The organism is Bradyrhizobium sp. P5_C11_2 (genome assembly GCF_054049755.1).
In genome coordinates, this window is the sequence record NZ_JBFULT010000016.1 from 19,981 (window position 1) to 36,095 (window position 16,115).

The 16,115-nt window shown below is 65.6% G+C and carries 20 protein-coding genes; 9 read left to right on the top strand and 11 right to left on the bottom strand.

Annotated features, from left to right (window positions below):
• Window positions 1–155: 155 nt before the first annotated feature.
• Both ACXJL8_RS03445 and ACXJL8_RS03450 read left to right on the top strand, forming a co-directional pair.
• On the top strand, window positions 156–1,133 hold the full coding sequence (locus ACXJL8_RS03445) for a magnesium transporter CorA family protein (protein ID WP_456619758.1): 978 nt from the start codon (window positions 156–158) through the stop codon (window positions 1,131–1,133).
• 185 nt (window positions 1,134–1,318) lie between these two features.
• The gene (locus ACXJL8_RS03450; RefSeq protein WP_456619757.1) at window positions 1,319–1,537 is read left to right on the top strand and encodes a hypothetical protein; all 219 of its coding nucleotides are present in this window, start codon (window positions 1,319–1,321) and stop codon (window positions 1,535–1,537) included.
• Between the two features lie 84 nt (window positions 1,538–1,621).
• Here ACXJL8_RS03450 and ACXJL8_RS03455 read toward each other — a convergent pair whose 3' ends face one another.
• Genes ACXJL8_RS03455 through pdxH form a run of 3 tightly spaced genes read right to left on the bottom strand, consistent with a single transcriptional unit; the run spans window position 1,622 to window position 3,817 of the window.
• A complete protein-coding gene (locus ACXJL8_RS03455) occupies window positions 1,622–2,392 on the bottom strand; it encodes a class I SAM-dependent methyltransferase (RefSeq protein WP_456619756.1) in 771 nt (256 codons plus the stop codon).
• 16 nt (window positions 2,393–2,408) lie between these two features.
• Window positions 2,409–3,161: an SDR family NAD(P)-dependent oxidoreductase gene (locus ACXJL8_RS03460; protein ID WP_456619755.1), complete on the bottom strand. Its 753-nt coding sequence runs from the start codon at window positions 3,159–3,161 to the stop codon at window positions 2,409–2,411.
• Between the two features lie 14 nt (window positions 3,162–3,175).
• The gene (pdxH, locus tag ACXJL8_RS03465) at window positions 3,176–3,817 is read right to left on the bottom strand and encodes a pyridoxamine 5'-phosphate oxidase (RefSeq protein WP_456619754.1); all 642 of its coding nucleotides are present in this window, start codon (window positions 3,815–3,817) and stop codon (window positions 3,176–3,178) included.
• Between the two features lie 113 nt (window positions 3,818–3,930).
• On the opposite strand from pdxH, the gene ACXJL8_RS03470 reads away from it, so the two are divergent.
• Window positions 3,931–4,338, top strand: a complete 408-nt coding sequence (locus ACXJL8_RS03470) for an RT0821/Lpp0805 family surface protein (protein ID WP_456619753.1) — start codon at window positions 3,931–3,933, stop codon at window positions 4,336–4,338.
• A 109-nt stretch (window positions 4,339–4,447) separates the two neighbouring features.
• The gene (locus ACXJL8_RS03475; protein WP_456619752.1) at window positions 4,448–5,410 is read left to right on the top strand and encodes a DnaJ C-terminal domain-containing protein; all 963 of its coding nucleotides are present in this window, start codon (window positions 4,448–4,450) and stop codon (window positions 5,408–5,410) included.
• A gap of 328 nt (window positions 5,411–5,738) precedes the next feature.
• On the opposite strand, the gene ACXJL8_RS03480 is transcribed toward ACXJL8_RS03475, so the two are convergent.
• Both ACXJL8_RS03480 and ACXJL8_RS03485 read right to left on the bottom strand, forming a co-directional pair.
• Window positions 5,739–6,512: an anti-sigma factor family protein gene (locus tag ACXJL8_RS03480; protein ID WP_456619751.1), complete on the bottom strand. Its 774-nt coding sequence runs from the start codon at window positions 6,510–6,512 to the stop codon at window positions 5,739–5,741.
• A gap of 106 nt (window positions 6,513–6,618) precedes the next feature.
• Window positions 6,619–7,107 carry a sigma-70 family RNA polymerase sigma factor gene (locus ACXJL8_RS03485; protein WP_456684631.1) on the bottom strand — a complete coding sequence of 163 codons (489 nt, stop codon included), beginning with the start codon at window positions 7,105–7,107 and terminating at the stop codon, window positions 6,619–6,621.
• 172 nt (window positions 7,108–7,279) lie between these two features.
• Here ACXJL8_RS03485 and fabI point away from each other — a divergent pair, with 172 nt between their 5' ends.
• From fabI to ACXJL8_RS03510, 5 genes are all read left to right on the top strand, one after another.
• The gene (gene fabI / locus ACXJL8_RS03490) at window positions 7,280–8,095 is read left to right on the top strand and encodes an enoyl-ACP reductase FabI (protein WP_456619749.1); all 816 of its coding nucleotides are present in this window, start codon (window positions 7,280–7,282) and stop codon (window positions 8,093–8,095) included.
• Between the two features lie 12 nt (window positions 8,096–8,107).
• Window positions 8,108–8,707, top strand: a complete 600-nt coding sequence (locus tag ACXJL8_RS03495; protein ID WP_456619748.1) for a histidine phosphatase family protein — start codon at window positions 8,108–8,110, stop codon at window positions 8,705–8,707.
• 184 nt (window positions 8,708–8,891) lie between these two features.
• The gene (gene aroC / locus ACXJL8_RS03500) at window positions 8,892–9,980 is read left to right on the top strand and encodes a chorismate synthase (RefSeq protein WP_456619747.1); all 1,089 of its coding nucleotides are present in this window, start codon (window positions 8,892–8,894) and stop codon (window positions 9,978–9,980) included.
• A 141-nt stretch (window positions 9,981–10,121) separates the two neighbouring features.
• Window positions 10,122–11,312, top strand: a complete 1,191-nt coding sequence (locus tag ACXJL8_RS03505; RefSeq protein ID WP_456619746.1) for an adenylate/guanylate cyclase domain-containing protein — start codon at window positions 10,122–10,124, stop codon at window positions 11,310–11,312.
• A 35-nt stretch (window positions 11,313–11,347) separates the two neighbouring features.
• Window positions 11,348–11,878: an N-acetyltransferase family protein gene (locus ACXJL8_RS03510; RefSeq protein WP_456619745.1), complete on the top strand. Its 531-nt coding sequence runs from the start codon at window positions 11,348–11,350 to the stop codon at window positions 11,876–11,878.
• A gap of 39 nt (window positions 11,879–11,917) precedes the next feature.
• Here the strand turns inward: ACXJL8_RS03510 and ACXJL8_RS03515 are convergent, their stop codons facing one another.
• From ACXJL8_RS03515 to crcB (ACXJL8_RS03540), 6 genes are all read right to left on the bottom strand, one after another.
• On the bottom strand, window positions 11,918–13,222 hold the full coding sequence (locus ACXJL8_RS03515) for an FAD-dependent oxidoreductase (RefSeq protein WP_456684632.1): 1,305 nt from the start codon (window positions 13,220–13,222) through the stop codon (window positions 11,918–11,920).
• A gap of 35 nt (window positions 13,223–13,257) precedes the next feature.
• Window positions 13,258–14,268, bottom strand: coding sequence for an ABC transporter substrate-binding protein (locus tag ACXJL8_RS03520; protein WP_456619743.1), 1,011 nt, complete (start codon window positions 14,266–14,268; stop codon window positions 13,258–13,260).
• 124 nt (window positions 14,269–14,392) lie between these two features.
• Window positions 14,393–14,698, bottom strand: coding sequence for an ATP-dependent Clp protease adapter ClpS (gene clpS / locus ACXJL8_RS03525; protein ID WP_456619742.1), 306 nt, complete (start codon window positions 14,696–14,698; stop codon window positions 14,393–14,395).
• Between the two features lie 45 nt (window positions 14,699–14,743).
• On the bottom strand, window positions 14,744–15,085 hold the full coding sequence (locus tag ACXJL8_RS03530; protein WP_456684633.1) for a DUF190 domain-containing protein: 342 nt from the start codon (window positions 15,083–15,085) through the stop codon (window positions 14,744–14,746).
• Window positions 15,086–15,087: 2 nt separating this feature from the next.
• A complete protein-coding gene (gene crcB / locus ACXJL8_RS03535) occupies window positions 15,088–15,516 on the bottom strand; it encodes a fluoride efflux transporter CrcB (RefSeq protein ID WP_456619740.1) in 429 nt (142 codons plus the stop codon).
• Window positions 15,517–15,710: 194 nt separating this feature from the next.
• Window positions 15,711–16,100 (bottom strand): fluoride efflux transporter CrcB, encoded by a 390-nt coding sequence (gene crcB, locus ACXJL8_RS03540; protein WP_456619739.1) that lies wholly within the window; start codon window positions 16,098–16,100, stop codon window positions 15,711–15,713.
• Window positions 16,101–16,115: the final 15 nt, after the last annotated feature.

Genomic DNA, 16,115 nt, shown 5'->3' on the forward strand with positions numbered 1-16,115 from the left:
TGGGCAAAAGGATGCCGGACTGTCGATTCCATGCCACGGTTGAGCCACGGGGCGGCCATAAATGCAAACGCTCCGTTAATGTGCTTGTCATCATGAACTTGTCAGAATCGCGCTAAGGGCTGTCACTCTGTCGCAGGCCCCTGCTGGAGTTGTGCATGTTTTCTGTGTTCGTTCCCTCCGAGTCCTCCCTGAGGAAGGCCATCGTCGAGGATCTCACGGCGCTGCCGGAGAATGCGGTGTGGATCGACCTGGTCAGTCCGACCGCCGCCGAAGACAAGGCGGTGGAGCGGCTTGCGGGCATCGCCATCCCGACCCGGGAGGACATGCAGGAGATTGAGATCTCCAGCCGCCTCTACATCGAGAACGCCGCGCGCTACATGACCGCGACGCTGATGTGCCAATCCGACACCGACATGCCGCGCACCACGGCGGTGACCTTCATCCTCGGCGACCATCGCCTGGTGACGGTGCGCTACGATCAGCCCAAGCCGTTCGCGCTGGTCGAGGCCAAGCTGGCCCGTTCCTGCACGCCCGCGATCACCGGCGAGATGGTGCTGATGGAACTTCTCGACGCGGTGATCGACCGCTGCGCCGACATCCTGGAGCGATGCGGCGCCGAGATCGACCAGGTCTCGCACGACATCTTCGAGCCCGAGAGCGAGCGTCACGGCCACGCCAAGCAATATTCCCAGATCCTGATCGCGATCGGCCGCAAGGGCGATTTGACCTCGAAGGTTCGCGAGAGCCTGGTCTCGATCGGCCGCGTCGTCACCTTCCTCTCGGCCGTGGTCGAAGGGGTGAAATGGTCCAAGGACATGCGCGAGCAGCTCAAGACGATGCAGCGCGACGTCGCCTCGCTGACCGACCACGCCTCCTATCTCTCCAGCAAGATCACCTTCGTGCTCGATGCCATGCTCGGCGTCGTCAATCTCGAGCAGAACAACATCATCAAGCTGTTTTCGGTCATGGCTGTTGTCCTGATGCCGCCGACGCTGATCGCCTCGATCTACGGCATGAACTTCAAGGTGATGCCGGAACTCGAATGGGTGCACGGCTATCCGATGGCACTGGTGATGATGTTGTGCGCCGCGATTGTTCCGTACTGGCTCTTCAAGTTGAAGAAGTGGCTCTGATAGCTACCGAGACCTTACGCTGGTCGCAGAGACAGGGTAAATCGTGTCGCAGAATAGATCGGGATTGAGGCCGCGCGGTGATGCGTGCGCTCCGCCCCAATTCCTCCGGTAAAATTTGAGYGGTGGGCTGAACGTTTGCGCGAAACTTGTCTGCGATAAGTAGCGTGTAGCCGCGAGGAACAGCCATGGTTGAAAAACACATAACGTCGCCCCGCAACGTCATCGATCTGGCGAACTATCGTCAGGTCCTGGCGAGCGGCAAGGCGTCGTCGATGTCGGCACGCATGTGCCGGCACTGTGGTGCTCCGCTGCTCGACGGTGAGAATGACGACGACTGCTCGACTGCATTCAGCACGGCCGCTCCGCGGCCGCGCGACAGGTCGCGTCGCATTCGCGTCGATTGAGGAACGGGGAAGGAAGGGCGATCCAGGTCTTGCGGCGGCGTTGTCTGGATCGCCTTGCTTCCCGCCCATCGTGCGGCAATTCACCTAGCGCATGACGATCTGCGCCGTTGAGACGATGGTCTCGGCAATCACGCCGTTGCGGCTGAAGGGAACCAGGTGCTCCTCGACATCGCGCAGCATTGCCTCGACATTCCCGCCCAACGCGTCCGGCGAGGACGACGAGTAGGTGAGGGTGCGTCGCGCCAGGTCCTGCGCGTTGACCGCGTGGCTCGTCTCGACTGTGACGAGCTCGGCGGGTTGGAAGGAACTGCCGCGAAAGAACGCGGGAAGGTCGCGATGGGTCTTGGTGCCGCGGCCGGCCTCCTCCCAGAGCCGGGCGGGCGACCAGCGGCGGCGGGCTTCATTGTAACCATCAAGCCACGGGTTGCGGCCGTCGGTGGCTGAGAACGACGCGCAGATCGCAATTGCGCCGTCGCGCGCGACCAGCCGATCCAGCAGTGCGAGCGTTGGATCGCGATCCATCCAATGCAGGGCACGGCCGATCGTCACGACGTCGAAGCTGCCGATGTCGGGGCCAAGGGTCTCGGCCTTGGCTTCGATCAGGGCGAGGGTATGGCCGGCGCGCGCAGCCGCGCCTCGCGCTGCATCGAGCATTGCGGGTTCAGGATCGACCCCGACGATGCGGCCGACATAGGGCGCGAAGCCGAGCGCCAGCACCCCGGGTCCGGTGCCGAGGTCGATCAGGCCACATCGTCGGGAAAGGCCGAGCCTTTGCGCGACGCTGCCAAAGAATTCGGGCGGGTAGGGCGGCCGCAAGTGCTCGTAGAGTGACGCAGTGCTGGCAAAACGACCCATGCTCCGCGCGCCTGGCCTAGACGTGCTGCCCGCCGTTGATGTGGATCTCGGCGCCGTTCACGTAGGACGATGTTTCCGTGCACAGCACGTAGATGATCTTGGCGACCTCGTCCGGCGTGCCGAGCCGGTGCATCGGGATCTGCTGGTCGACGATCTTCTCGGTGCCCGGCGACAGGATCGAGGTGTCGATCTCGCCCGGCGCAATCGCGTTGACGCGCACGCCGACGCGGCCGAAATCCGAGGCCATCTCGCGCGTCAGCGATGCGAGTGCGGCCTTCGAGGTCGCGTAGGCCGCGCCCGCGAAGGGATGCACCCGCGAGCCCGCGATCGAGGTGACGTTGACGACCGAGCCCTTGGCTGCCTTCAATTCCTCGATCAGCCCCCGCGCCATCATGATCGGCGCGAAGAAATTGACGTTGAACACGTGCGTCCAGGTGTCGATGTCGGTGTCGACCGAGCCGAGCCTGGAGCCGCCCGGGCCCTTCGGCGAGATCGCGGCGTTGTTGACCAGCGCATGGAGCATACCGCCTTCGAGGCGGTCGCGGATGTCGGAGATCGCGCGCGTGGTATCCGCGGGGGTGGCGAGGTCGACCTGGATGTGGTCCTCAGGGCCAGCATCCCAGGGACAATCCTCCGGGAACGGATGCCGCGAGCAGGTGATGACGCGCCAGCCCGCGGAGGAGAAGCGGATCACGGTGGCGTGGCCGATGCCGCGGCTCGCTCCGGTCAGGAGCAGCGTGCGGCGCGGCGCATTGGAGGACTGCGGCATGGAGGTCTTTCAGGTCAGGGGTACATCCGCGTCTTGGACCACGGCTTGCCGGCTGCGTCACGGCGAAATTCGATGCGGTCGTGCAGGCGGAATGGGCGATCGTGCCAGAACTCGATGCGTGACGGCGTGATGCGCCAGCCGCTCCAGCCCGGCGGCCGCGGCACCTCGCCGATGACGTGCTTGGCCGCGACCTTGGCGATCGCCTGCTCGAAGGCGAAGCGGCTCTCCAGCGGCTGCGACTGCTTGCTCGCCCAGGCGCCGATCTGCGCCTGCTTGGGCCGGGTGGCGAAATAGGCGTCGGCCTCGGCGTCGGTCACCGGCGTCACGTTGCCGCGGATGCGCACCTGTCGGCGCAGCGACTTCCAGTGGAAAAGTAACGCTGCCTTAGGATTTGCGGCGAGTTCGCGGCCCTTCTGGCTGGCGATGTGGCTGTAGAAGACGAAACCCTCGGTATCGAAGCCTTTCATCAGCACCATGCGCACGTCCGGCAGGCCGTCGGCGTCGACGGTTGCGAGCGCCATGGCGTTCGGATCGTTCGGCTCGCTCTTGATCGCCTCGTTCAGCCAGGCCTCGAACAGCGCGAACGGCTCATCGGCGGCGGTGAAATCACCGGATGTTAAGGGTGTCTGGTGTTTCATCGAGGTCGAGTCGGTCATGTCTGGAGTCCGAGTTGCGTCCCGCGGCCCAAAACGCATTGTTGTCCGCTACCGCCCTATATAGGGCATGGGGGCGCGTTGGCCTATCGGCGATGCGGCCGTCCGGCTTTGTCATGACGATGATTGTGATCGGGCTCGGCGCCGGCGGTTGCAGCTTTTCCCGCACTGACAGCAGTGCTTATGCCAAGGCCGACGACAGCGACCTCACCGGCTCGATCGCGCGGGCGGCGAAGGACGCGCCGCCGACCGAGACCGATCTTGCCTTCGCCCGCAACGCCGCCTCCGACGTCCTGAGCAAGGGCGACAAGGATTCCAGCCAGCACTGGGAGAACCCGGAGACCGGCGCGCGGGGCTCGGTGACCCCGATCGCGCAGTCCTACGCCGCCGAGGACGGCCGCAAGTGCCGCGACTTCCTCGCCAGTTATGTCAACGGGAACACCGAAAGCTGGCTCCAGGGCGCCGGTTGCCAAAGCAGCCGTGGCCGTTGGGAGATTCATACGCTAAAGCCGTGGCGGAGTTAGGAATCGGCTCCGCGGGCTAGTTGCAAAAATGCCACTCGCCCCCACATGAAGCACAGGTGGGGCGGGGAGCCCTTTGAACACATCGATTTCCCGAGAGGAGACGTGACGGATGCGCGACCCCTATGAGGTCTTGGGGGTGCCGCGGAGCGCCAATGCTGCCGCGATCAAGAGCGCCTATCGCAAGCTTGCCAAGAAGCATCATCCAGACAGCAATAAGGACGACCCAAAGGCCGCCGAGCGCTTCGCTGAGCTCAATACGGCCAACGAGATCCTCGGCGACGAGGACAAGCGCAAGCAGTTCGACCGCGGCGAGATCGACGCCGACGGCAAGCCGCGCTTCCAGGGCTTTCCGGGCGGGGGCGGTCCGCGCGGGCGCGCCGGCCCGGGCGGGTTCGAGAGCTATACGTTCCGCAGCGGCGGTGCGGGCGCTGGCCCGGGCGGCGGCGCGTTCGAGGACATCCTCAACAGCATGTTCGGCGGGACCCGCGGTGCGCGGCCCGGTGCCGGCGGCGCCGGGCAGTTCGAATTCGACACCGGCGGGATCGGGCTCGATCTCGACCTGAACGTCGCCATGACCGTCTCGCTGGAAGAGTCGGTGCAGGGCGGGGAAAAGCGCGTCCGGTTGCCTTCGGGCAAGGAACTCAACGTCAAGATTCCGGTCGGCGTCGTCAGTGGCCAGCAGATCCGGCTGAAGGGGCAGGGCGAGACCGCCCCCGGCCATCCGCCCGGCGATCTCCTGATCACGATCACGGTCGCGCCGCACGCCTTCTTCAAGGTCGAGGGGGCCGATCTGCGGGTCGACCTGCCGGTCACGCTTTACGAGGCGGTGCTCGGCGGCAAGGTCCGTGTGCCCACCCTCGGCAATGCCGTGGAACTCTCGGTTCCCAAAAACACCTCCAGCGGCCGGACCTTCCGTCTCAAGGGCAAGGGCCTGCCGAAGGCCGGTGGAACCGGCGATCTCTTCGTCACCGTCAGGATTATGCTACCGGACGGGAACGACGTCGAGCTTGAGGCATTGATGGAGAAGTGGCGGGACCAACACCCCTACAATCCACGTAGCGGGCTTGGTTAGGGCGAGATCGGAAGCTGAAGGGGTTCTCCTAAAGACCGAGAGCATCGTCGAAGCAGATGATGCTCATCATATGCCCGAGGCGTGGTAGCCCTCACTTGGCGCACGTGCTCGACGTATCGGCTGTCCGGCGGGGCGGCCGATAAATAGGTGCGGCCTCGAGAGGGGGACCAGCGCGGTACCAAAAACCCCAATCGAGGCCGCCCGCGTCGATCGGCGGATCGAACGCTGCTCATTTTCGCGTGAGCATCCGGTGCGATAATGAGACGCGCCGATGTCTTGATTCCAAATTTTCAATGTCGGAATCGAGGCACCGCGTTCGCGCGGTTGTCTAGGTGCCGTTTTTCTCTGCCTGGTCGTACACGGCCTGCGCCACCCTGGTCAGCCGGTCGCGGTCGCCGCCGCCGCCGCTGACAACGTAGCCGACGCCGCGGTCGGCCCAGAACAGCGCGCCGTCCTTGTCCGTCCTGGCGTAGCGCATCTGCGTCGCGCCGCTCTCGGTCTTGGCGGCGTAGATCGTGTAGCGTTCGCCCGAGCCGCTCTCATACATCAGGAACGAGGCGGGTCCGTTCGGCCCCGGCAGCAGCCGGCCGCCGACCAGTTTCAGCCCGCTCGCCTCCAGGTTCGGCGCGAACACGGTCCAGCCGCAGCGCCTGGTCAGCCAGGCCTGGAGATGGTCGCGCTCGTTGCCGCCGACCTCGACGGGGTGGCGGACCTCGACGACATAGAGGCGATGGGCGTCGAGCGCGTCGGCAGTGAAGCTCTGGAAGGTCGAGGGCGCGTTGGCGGCGCCATGCGCGACCCATCCGGCCGCGCCGCCGGCCACGAAGGCAACCAGCACGGCCGCAGCGGCGCCATAAAGCCATTGCCGGGGGCGCCGCTCCAGCCGCTCGAGCTCCAGCCGCTGCGGCACCGGCTCATGGGCGACGTCGTCGTAGCGGGCGTGCAGCATCTCGGCCATGGTGCGCCAGGATTGCACCCGCTCGGCATCCTCGGGGTGGGCGGCGAGCCAGGCCTCGACGTCGGCGCGGCGTTCGGCCGGCAGCTCGCCGTCGACATAGGCGTGCAGTTCGTCCTCGGTCACTGAAATCCTGTGGTCGTTCATATCGGTCGTCTCTGGCTCTGCGGCCCAAAATATCGTTCGCGGTTGACCTGCGCTTTGTCCCTCTGCATGCGGAGGACGCAACATGCGCGATGCATCAAACCTGCCATCACTTCACCCGCCTGAGCGACGGGCGCTCGCCCTCCAGCGATGCTTTGACGTGGGCGCGGGCGCGTGCCAGGCGCGACATCACGGTGCCGATCGGCACACCCTGGATGTCGGCGACCTCGCGGTAGCTCATGCCCTCCAGCATCACCAGCAGCAGAACCGAGCGTTGCTCCTCGACCAGCGTCGCCAGCGCCCTCTCGATGTCGCGCCCTTCGGCTTCGGTCCCGCTGGCATCGGGATTGTTCTCGGTCAGTTGCATGAATTGCGGCCGCCTTGCCAGCGAGCGCCGCCGGTTCTTGTTGAGGTTGGTCAGGATCGTGTAGAGCCAGCTCCTGACGTCGCCTCCGAGAAACAATCGCTCCGAACGCAACGCGCGCACCAGAGTGTCCTGCACCAGATCGTCGGCCGCATCCGCATCGCRCGTCAGCGCGCGGGCGTAGCGGCGCAACGCCGGGATCATGGCTTCCACGCTCTGGCGAAACGCATTCATTGCGGTCTTGACGTCCTCAACGTTCGGCGCGAGCGCCTCAACGATCATAACACCCGAACGGAACGGCTATTCCGGCGCTCGAAACAGCGTTAACGCCGCGTATTAGGACTGTACCGCGAAGGAGGGCTGGTGTACCTCCAGATCCTAACCCAGCCCGATGGGACGTTGAGAAATGGCGCAGAATTCAGGTTTGATGCAGGGCAAGCGCGGGGTGATCCTCGGCGTTGCCAACAACCGTTCGATCGCCTGGGGCATTGCCAAGGCATGCCACGCGGCCGGTGCCGAGCTCGCCTTCACCTATCAGGGCGATGCGCTGAAGAAGCGCGTCGAGCCGCTCGCTGCCGAGATCGGCGGTCTCGTGCTCGGCCATTGCGACGTCACCGATGCCGCGACCATCGACGCGGCGTTCGCGGTGTTGCAGGAGAAGTGGGGCAAGATCGATTTCCTGGTGCACGCGATCGCCTATGGCGAGCAGCTCGACGGCCGCTACGTCGATACCACGCAGGAGAATTTCACCAAGTCGATGCTGATCTCCTGCTACTCGCTGACCGCGGTGACGCAGCGCGCCGAGAAGCTGATGACCGACGGCGGCTCGATCATCACGCTCAGCTATTACGGCGCCGAGAAGTGGATGCCGCATTACAACGTGATGGGCGTCGCCAAGGCGGCGCTGGAGGCCAGCGTGCGCTATCTCGCCGCCGACCTCGGCGAGAAGAACATCCGCGTCAACGCCATCTCGGCGGGGCCGATCAAGACGCTCGCCGCCTCCGGCATCGGCGATTTCCGCTATATCCTGAAGTGGAACGAGTACAACGCGCCGATGCGGCGCAACGTGTCCACCGAGGACGTCGGCGGCAGCGCGCTGTATTTTCTCTCCGACCTGTCGCGCGGCGTCACCGGCGAGGTGCATCACGTCGATTCCGGCTACCACGTGCTCGGCATGAAGCGGCCCGACGCGCCGGACATTTCGCTGGGTGGGAAGGACTAACCTTTACCTGGAATGCCCGTGCCCACGATCTACTATCTTCGCCACGGCGAGACCGAGTGGAATGCGCTCGGGCGGCTCCAGGGCACCAGGGACGTTCCGCTGAACGCGCGCGGACGCGACCAGGCCGTGCAGGCCGGCGCCATTCTGGCCGATCTCTTCAAGCGCGACGGCCGCGACAAGGCCGCGCTGCCCTATGTGTCGAGCCCGCTCGGCCGCGCGCGCATGACCATGGAACTTGCGCGCGGCAAGCTCGAATTGCCGGTCACGGACTATGCGCTCGACGATCGCCTGCGCGAGATCGGCTACGGCGTCTGGGAAGGGCTGACGCTGGCCGAGAGCGAGGCCGCCGATCCCGAAATCTATGCCAGGCGCCTCGCCGACAAATGGACGGTGGGCCCGAGCGGCGGCGAGACCTATGCCGACGTCCAGGTCCGCGTCCGTGCCTGGTACGACCAGCTCCAGTCCGATACCGTCGCGGTCGCCCATGGCGGCACCTGCCGGGCCCTGATGGTCTCGCTCGGCCTGGAGACCCCTGCGAGCGCCGCGGAGCTCTATATCGAGCAGGGCGCGGTTTACGTATTTCGCGACGGCAGGCTGGAGAAGCATAGTTAAGCCAACACTCCCGTCATTCCGGGGCGGTGCGCAGCACCGAACTCCGGTGCGCCCTTGCGCACCTGAGAATCTCGAGATTCCGGGTCTGGTCCTTCGGACCATCCCGGGATGACAGGGAGCGTGCGGGTTTGACCCCCGGCCGCCCGCGCGTTACCACACGCCGGAACCGACCTAGCGAGCAGCGATGTCCTTCAACACCTTCGGCCACATGTTCCGCGTCACCACCTTCGGCGAGAGCCACGGGGTGGCGATCGGCTGCGTGGTCGACGGCTGCCCGCCGCTGATCCCGCTCACCGAGGCCGACATCCAGCAGGACCTCGACCGCCGCCGTCCCGGCCAGTCGCGCTTCACCACCCAGCGCCAGGAGCCGGACCAGGTCAAAATCCTCTCCGGCGTGATGGCGCATCCGGAGACCGGCGTGCAGGTGACGACCGGTACGCCGATCGGGCTTCTGATCGAGAACACCGACCAGCGCTCGAAGGACTATTCCGAGATCAAGGACAAGTTTCGCCCGGGCCATGCCGACTTCACCTATGAAGCGAAATACGGCCTGCGCGACTATCGCGGCGGCGGGCGCTCATCTGCGCGCGAGACCGCGACGCGGGTCGCCGCCGGCGCGATCGCGCGCAAGGTGTTGCCCGGCGTCAAGGTGCGCGGCGCGCTGGTGCAGATGGGCCCGCACAAGATCGATCGCGACAAATGGGACTGGGACGAGATCGCCAACAATCCGTTCTTCTGTCCCGACAAGGACAAGGCCGCCTTCTTCGAAACCTATCTCGACGGCATCCGCAAGAACGGCTCCTCGATCGGCGCCGTGCTCGAGATCGTCGCCGAGGGTGTGCCGGCAGGATTGGGCGCGCCGATCTATGCCAAGCTCGATGCCGAGCTCGCCTCCGCGATGATGAGCATCAACGCAGTGAAGGGCGTCGAGATCGGCGCCGGCTTTGGCGCCGCCGAGCTCACCGGCGAGGAGAACGCCGACGAGATGCGCACCGGCAATGACGGCACGCGCTTTCTGTCCAACCATGCCGGCGGCGTGCTGGGCGGCATCTCCACCGGACAGCCGGTGGTGGTGCGCTTCGCAGTGAAGCCGACCTCGTCGATCCTGCAGCCGCGCCTGACGGTCGACCGCAGCGGCGCCGACACCGAGATCATGACCAAGGGCCGTCACGACCCCTGCGTCGGCATCCGCGCCGTCCCGGTCGGCGAAGCCATGATGGCCTGCGTGCTGGCCGACCATTTCCTCCGCGACCGCGGGCAGGTCGGGCGCTAAAGTATGATCCGGACCCGAAGGGCCGCATTAGCGCAAAGTGCGCAGCGGTTTTCCGAAAAGATCATGCTCGAACTTTAATGTCGCGGTACTAGCCCACCGCGCAGCTTGACGGCCCCGCAACTTCGTCCGCAAAATGCGGGCATGGAAACTTCCGAGTTCCAGCGCATCATCAATTGGCTGATCGACGGCGCCCGGTCGTCGCGGGGGCCCGCCGAGATGATCGCGGATGCGTGCGAGCATCTGGTCGCGGCCGGGCTGCCGCTGTGGCGGTTCGGCGTCTTCATCCGCACGCTGCATCCCGAAATCTTCGGCCGCAACTTCATCTGGCGCGAGGGCGAGGAGGTCGAGGTCGGGACCGTCGATTTCGAGATCCTGGACACGCCCGAATTTGCCCGCAGCCCGCTCCGGATCGTGTTCGAGGAGGGGCTGGAAGTCAGGGGACGCATCGACGACATCGACACCAAGCGGTTTCCGTTCCTGGAAGACATGCGCGCCGAAGGCGTCACCGATTACATCGCGACGCCGATGCGCTTTCTCGACGGCTCGATTCACGCCTGTAGCTGGACGACGCGGCATTCCGGCGGTTTCAGCGATGACCACATCGCGACGATCCGGTCCATCGTGGCGCCGCTCGCGCGCGTGAGCGAGATCGTCACGCTCCGCCGCACCGCCTCGATGCTGCTCGACACCTATGTCGGCAACCGCGCCGGCGAGCGCATCCTTGCCGGCCAGATCCGCCGCGGCCACAACGACACCATGCAGGCCGCGATCTGGCTGTCGGACCTGCGCGGCTTCACCGCGCTGTCGGACCGGCTGCCGGCCGAGACGGTGGTCGAGATTCTCAACCATTATTTCGACTGCCAGGTGACCGCGATCCGGGGGCATGGCGGCGAGGTGCTGAAATTCATGGGCGACGGCCTGCTCGCGGTGTTCCCGATCGACGAATATGTCGGCGATGCCGCCCATGTCTGCACCCGCGTGCTGGAGGCCGCGCGCGAATCCCGCGCCAGTGTCGAGGCGCTCGCTTTTCCCGTCGGCGGCGTCATCGAGCGCTTCCGCTTCGGCGTCGCGCTGCATGTCGGCAACATCCTCTACGGCAATATCGGCGGCGGCAACCGGCTCGACTTCACCTGCATCGGCCCCGCGGTCAATCTCGCGGCACGGCTGGAGAAGATCGCGGGCCGGACGGGGCGGACCGTCGTGGCGTCCGAGGGCTTTGCCAGCGTCTGCCACGGCGGCTGGCGCGAGCTCGGCGAATTCCCGATCGCGGGGTTTTCCAAGGCGCAGCGCGTCTACGGGCTGGCGGAGGAAGCGCCGGTGGTGATGGCTTGAAGCGTGTAGGCGTGGATGCGAACGAAGAGCGTCCCTTGGGTGAGATCGTCATTCGACCTGCTACCGAAAAGGACGCCGCTCTCATCGCCGCGATCCATACGTCAAGCTGGCGTGACGCCTATGCCCACATTCTTGCGCCGGAATTCCTGAATGGCGACATCGAAGCCGACAGGCTCGCGGTCTGGTCGCAACGGCTCCGCGATCGTTCCACTGCGCAATTGATCAACGTGGCCTGCGACTCGGCTGGGCTCGCGCAGGCGTTCATCTGCAGCTATTGCGATTTCGATCCCGTCTGGGGAAGTCTTGTGGACAATCTTCACGTTCGTCCGCAGGCGCGGGGTCAGCGAATTGGTGAGCGGCTCTTTCGCGATGCCGCCACTCGGCTTCTGGCAATGGCTTCCGGCTCGGGGCTGCATTTGTGGGTCTTCGAGGCGAACGTGGCCGCCCTTCGCTTCTACGAGCGGCTTGGAGGCCGCGTCGTCGAGAAGGGGAGCTCCGGCATTCCGGCCGCAGGCGGAAAGACCGTTCTGCGCGTTCATTGGCCGACGATCGCGCTGGTCGGCTGAGCAGGGAGCTGCGGCCGCCGCTCTTGGCTGCTGCGCACCTCAGTCCGTCCGCTCCAGATTGTCGCGCACGCGCCACTTCAGCGCATCGATGTCGATCTGATGGACGCTGCCGCTGCCGGCGAGGTCGAGCGCATGCGCAGCGGCGGCGCCCATCGCCATGCAGGGGCCCATCACCCGAACGCTGGAGAGCGCGGCCTTGTCGGCATCGATGCAGCGGCCGGCGGCGACGATGTTGTCGGCTTCCTGCGGCGTCAGGCTGCCGAACGGCACATAGTGGACGTGGTCCTTGTCGAAGACGTGCCAGTGATGGCCGGAGCCGTGGTCGTGCAATTCGATCGGCCACGCCGTGCGGCCGATCGCGTCTTCGAATTTGGTGCCGGCGCGGACGTCGTCGACCGACAATTGCTCGCGGCCGACGATCCAGCGCGTCTGGCGGATTCCGGGAAAGCCATAGGCGCGGATGCGCGCCTTGCCGAAGCAGGCGGGGAATTCGTTCCTGAGGAAGGCGAAGGCGCGGTCGGCCTGGTCCTTGCCCTCGATGCCCTTGCGGCTCGCCTCCAGCGGCTCCAGGGGCGTCTCGACATGGGTCATGTTCATGGCGGCAACGCCGCGCCCGGGAATGACGAAGGACAGGCCCTCGCGCCGCAACAGGCCGTAGTCGCCGGCCTTCTCCCGCATGCGCGCCGGCAATTCCTCGCGGCTCGGCACCTTGCTCTCGTCGATATTCTCCACGATCAGCATTTGCGTGCCGTAGATCGGGCCGTCGTCCGGCTCGCGGCAGGCAAAGCCCGCCTGCCACACCAGCGCGGCGTCGCCGGAGGCGTCGACGAAGCCGTTCGCCTCGACCTCGACGTCACCGTAGCGGGTGGAGAGATCGATCCCGGTCACGCGCCGGCCGGCGACACGGACATTGCGCATGACGGCGCCGACGATCACGGTGACGCCGGCCGCAAGCATCGCCTTCTCGACCCAGCGGCCGAGCGCGACCTCGTCGTAATAGACGACGGTGGTGTGCGGCCCGCGGCGGTAGAACAGCGCGTTCTCCTGCGCACCGAGGTCGCCCAGGAGATCGTCGGCGATACCGTGGGTGAACTGGTAGCCGTCGCTGCCGTTCGAGAACAGGCCGCAGAAGRTACCGATGATGGAGTTGACCGCCTGGCCGCCGAGCGCGGGCAGGCTGTCGACCAGCACCACCTTGCGTCCGGCACGCGCGCCCTCGATCGCCGCCGACATGCCGGCCGCACCCGAGCCGACCACGCAGATGTCGGCGACGACGCGCGACGGTTTTTGGTTCGCGGCACGCCGGACGATTTTGGTGCCCGCGGTGACTTCGCTCGCGCTCATGGGTAGCTCCGTGTTCTTGTTGTCGTTGTCGTCAGTCATTTCGGCGCCGTCGGCCGGTCCGGGACGAAGGATTTGTCGATGATCTTCTCGGCATCGATATCGGGTTCGACCATCTTCTGGCGCTTGAACCAGGCGATCTGGCGGGCGATGTCGGCGCTGTCGAGCGCGGGATCGACGACCGACAGCCCGATGCGGAGCTGCTCGACCTTCTGCTCGGTGTATTTGGAGATGATCGCAAGCATCGCGTCACCTTCCTCGCTGCGGGCGAATTTGCCGTCCGCATCGCGTTTCAACAGCACGCGCGCATAGTCGTCGGCGCCGCGGCGATAGGCGATCAGCACCTTCTCGACCAGCTTGCGGTTCTTCTCGATCGTCGCGGTCGACGCCACGACGCAGCCGAGCATCCAGGGCGTCTCGTCGCCGACGAAGCCGAGCACGATCGCGTCGCCGGAGGCGACCACCGGGCTGATCGTGGTCGTGGCGGTGAGCGCCGCGTCGAGCTGGCCGCCCTTGATGGCCGCGGCGACATTCGGCAGCGATTGCAGCGGAACGACCCGGACGGAGGTCACGTCGAATTTCAGCTTGTCGGCGATCAGGCCGAGCGAATAATGGAAAGTCGAGCCGACTTGCGTGATGCCGACGGAATGGCCGGGCAAGTCCTTCATCGTCTTCAGGCCCGAATCATATGCGCGCTTGGAGGCGACGTAGGCTGTGTTCTGGAAGCCGGGTGCCTCGCGCGCCGTGCCGGCAACCACCTTCAGTCCACCCTTGCCCGCGAGGTTGTAGAAAGCGGCCGTGAAGCCGGTGAAACCGATGTCGAGATCGCCGGAGACGCTGGCTACCGCGATCGGTACGGCGGCATCGAAGAATTTCAGATCAGCCTCGATCCCTTCCTGCTCGAAATAGCCGCGCTCCTTGGCGAGGAACAACGGGGCTGCCGAGGAGAGCTTCAACAGCCCGATGCGGACCCGTTCGGCCGCTTGCGCCGTGCCGGTGGCGAAGAAGGCCACCGCCGCCAGCGTCAGGACAAGTCGGCCTCTTGTCACGAAGCTTCTTATTGAAATGCCCACTTCCGTCGTTCCCCGCCTTGCTTATTGTCCGGCCTGCGCCGGTTTTTCGGCATTGTCGGCGATCTCCGGCGGGAATGCAAAGTCGGAAGGCGCGGATGGCCTATTCCTCCGGCTCGGTCGTGAACAGCAGCGGATAGCCCTTGGCGCGGCCGGCGTCGGTGGCGCGGGTGGCCTTGGTTTCGGCGACGTCCTTGGTGAACACAGCGACCACGCAGGCCCCCAGCTTGTGCGCGGTGATCATGACCTTGTAGGCCTGATCCTCGGTCATGCGGAATTCCGCCTTGAGGATCATGGTGACGAATTCACGCGGGGTGTAGTCGTCGTTGATCAGGATGACCTTGTGCAGCTTCGGCCGCTCGACCTTGGTCTTCGTCCTGGTTTTCGGCTTGGCAACGGTGTCGTTCATTCCGCCTCCTGAAACGGCGGGCGTCTCTCGGTTCCAGCCGCGGCGTCAGCCCGCGGCCTTCTCACCATAKTGCAGGACCTGCACCTTCTCCAAGGTGATCAGCCCGCTCGACATCATGCCATCCAGGATGGGCAGGAATGCGTTGACGTCGTCCTCGCTGTCGACGATCTCGATCAGCAGCGGCAGGTCTTCCGACAGCCGCAGGATCTTCGAGGTGTGCAGCCGGCTCGACTTGCCGAAGCCCATCGGGCCGCGCAGCACCGTGGCGCCGGCGAGGTGCTGCTCGCGCGCCTTCAGCACGATCGCCTCGTAAAGTGGCTTGCCGTCGAAATGGTCGTTCTCGCCGATGAAGATCCGGAGCGAAACAGCCTGACTGGGAATTTGCATGATCAACTCCTTTTCAAGCGGTTGTAGCGGCTTGCCATCATGTGGCCGAGCCACACCGACACCAGCCAGCAGACGACGGACGCCGCGACATAGGCCAGCGCAGTGTACTTCATGCCGCCATGGAGCAGGCGGAAGGTTTCCAGGCTGAAGGCCGAGAAGGTGGTGTAGCCGCCGCAGAATCCGGTCATGACGAATTGCCGGTGCTCGGGCCGCGCCAGCACGCGGCCGTCGGGGCCGGTCAGCGTGGCGTAGAAGCCGATGATCAGCGATCCCGTGGCATTGATGAACAGCGTCGCGACGGGAAATCCGGGACCGGTGTCGAGCGCAAGCCCCACCAGGTAGCGCGTCAGCCCGCCGACGATGCTGCCGGCGGCAACCCAGGCATAGAGCATCGCGCTGCGCCAGCGGTCGGCGGAGGAGGGGAGGCTCATCTGGCGCCGCCCTTTCTTCTCCCTCTCCCCGCTTGCGGGGAGAGGGTTGGGGTGAGGGGGGCTCTCCGCGAGGGCGGTGATAGTTGGATTCGCGGAGACTCCCCCTCACCCGGTCGCTTCGCGACCGACCTCTCCCCGTAAGCGGGGCGAGGTGTACAGCAGATCGCTACCGCAATTGGCTCTGACCCCATCGCCTACCCTCCAAGACTGTCGGCGAGGAAGAAGCCGCAACTGACGGCGAGGAGGCACAATCCGACCGAGAAGGCGACATTGCCGAGCGCGGACAGCGGCTCGCCGTTGCGCGCCAGGGTCAGCGTTTGCAGGCTGAACGAGGACACCGTGGTGTAGCAGCCGAGAAAGCCGGTCACCGCGAACAGCCATGGGTTGGGCGCGGCGAAGACCGAGCCGGGATGGGTCGCCAGCGCGCCAAAGATGCCGATCAGGAAGGCGCCGGTGACATTGATGGTCATGGTGCCCCAGGGAAAGGTCTCGCCCAGCCGCCGCGCGATCGCGCCGGAGACGAAATAGCGGACGCAGCCGCCGAGCACGCTGCCGATCACGATCGCGATCACTCCGTTCAGCACGGCGAATGGTCTCCT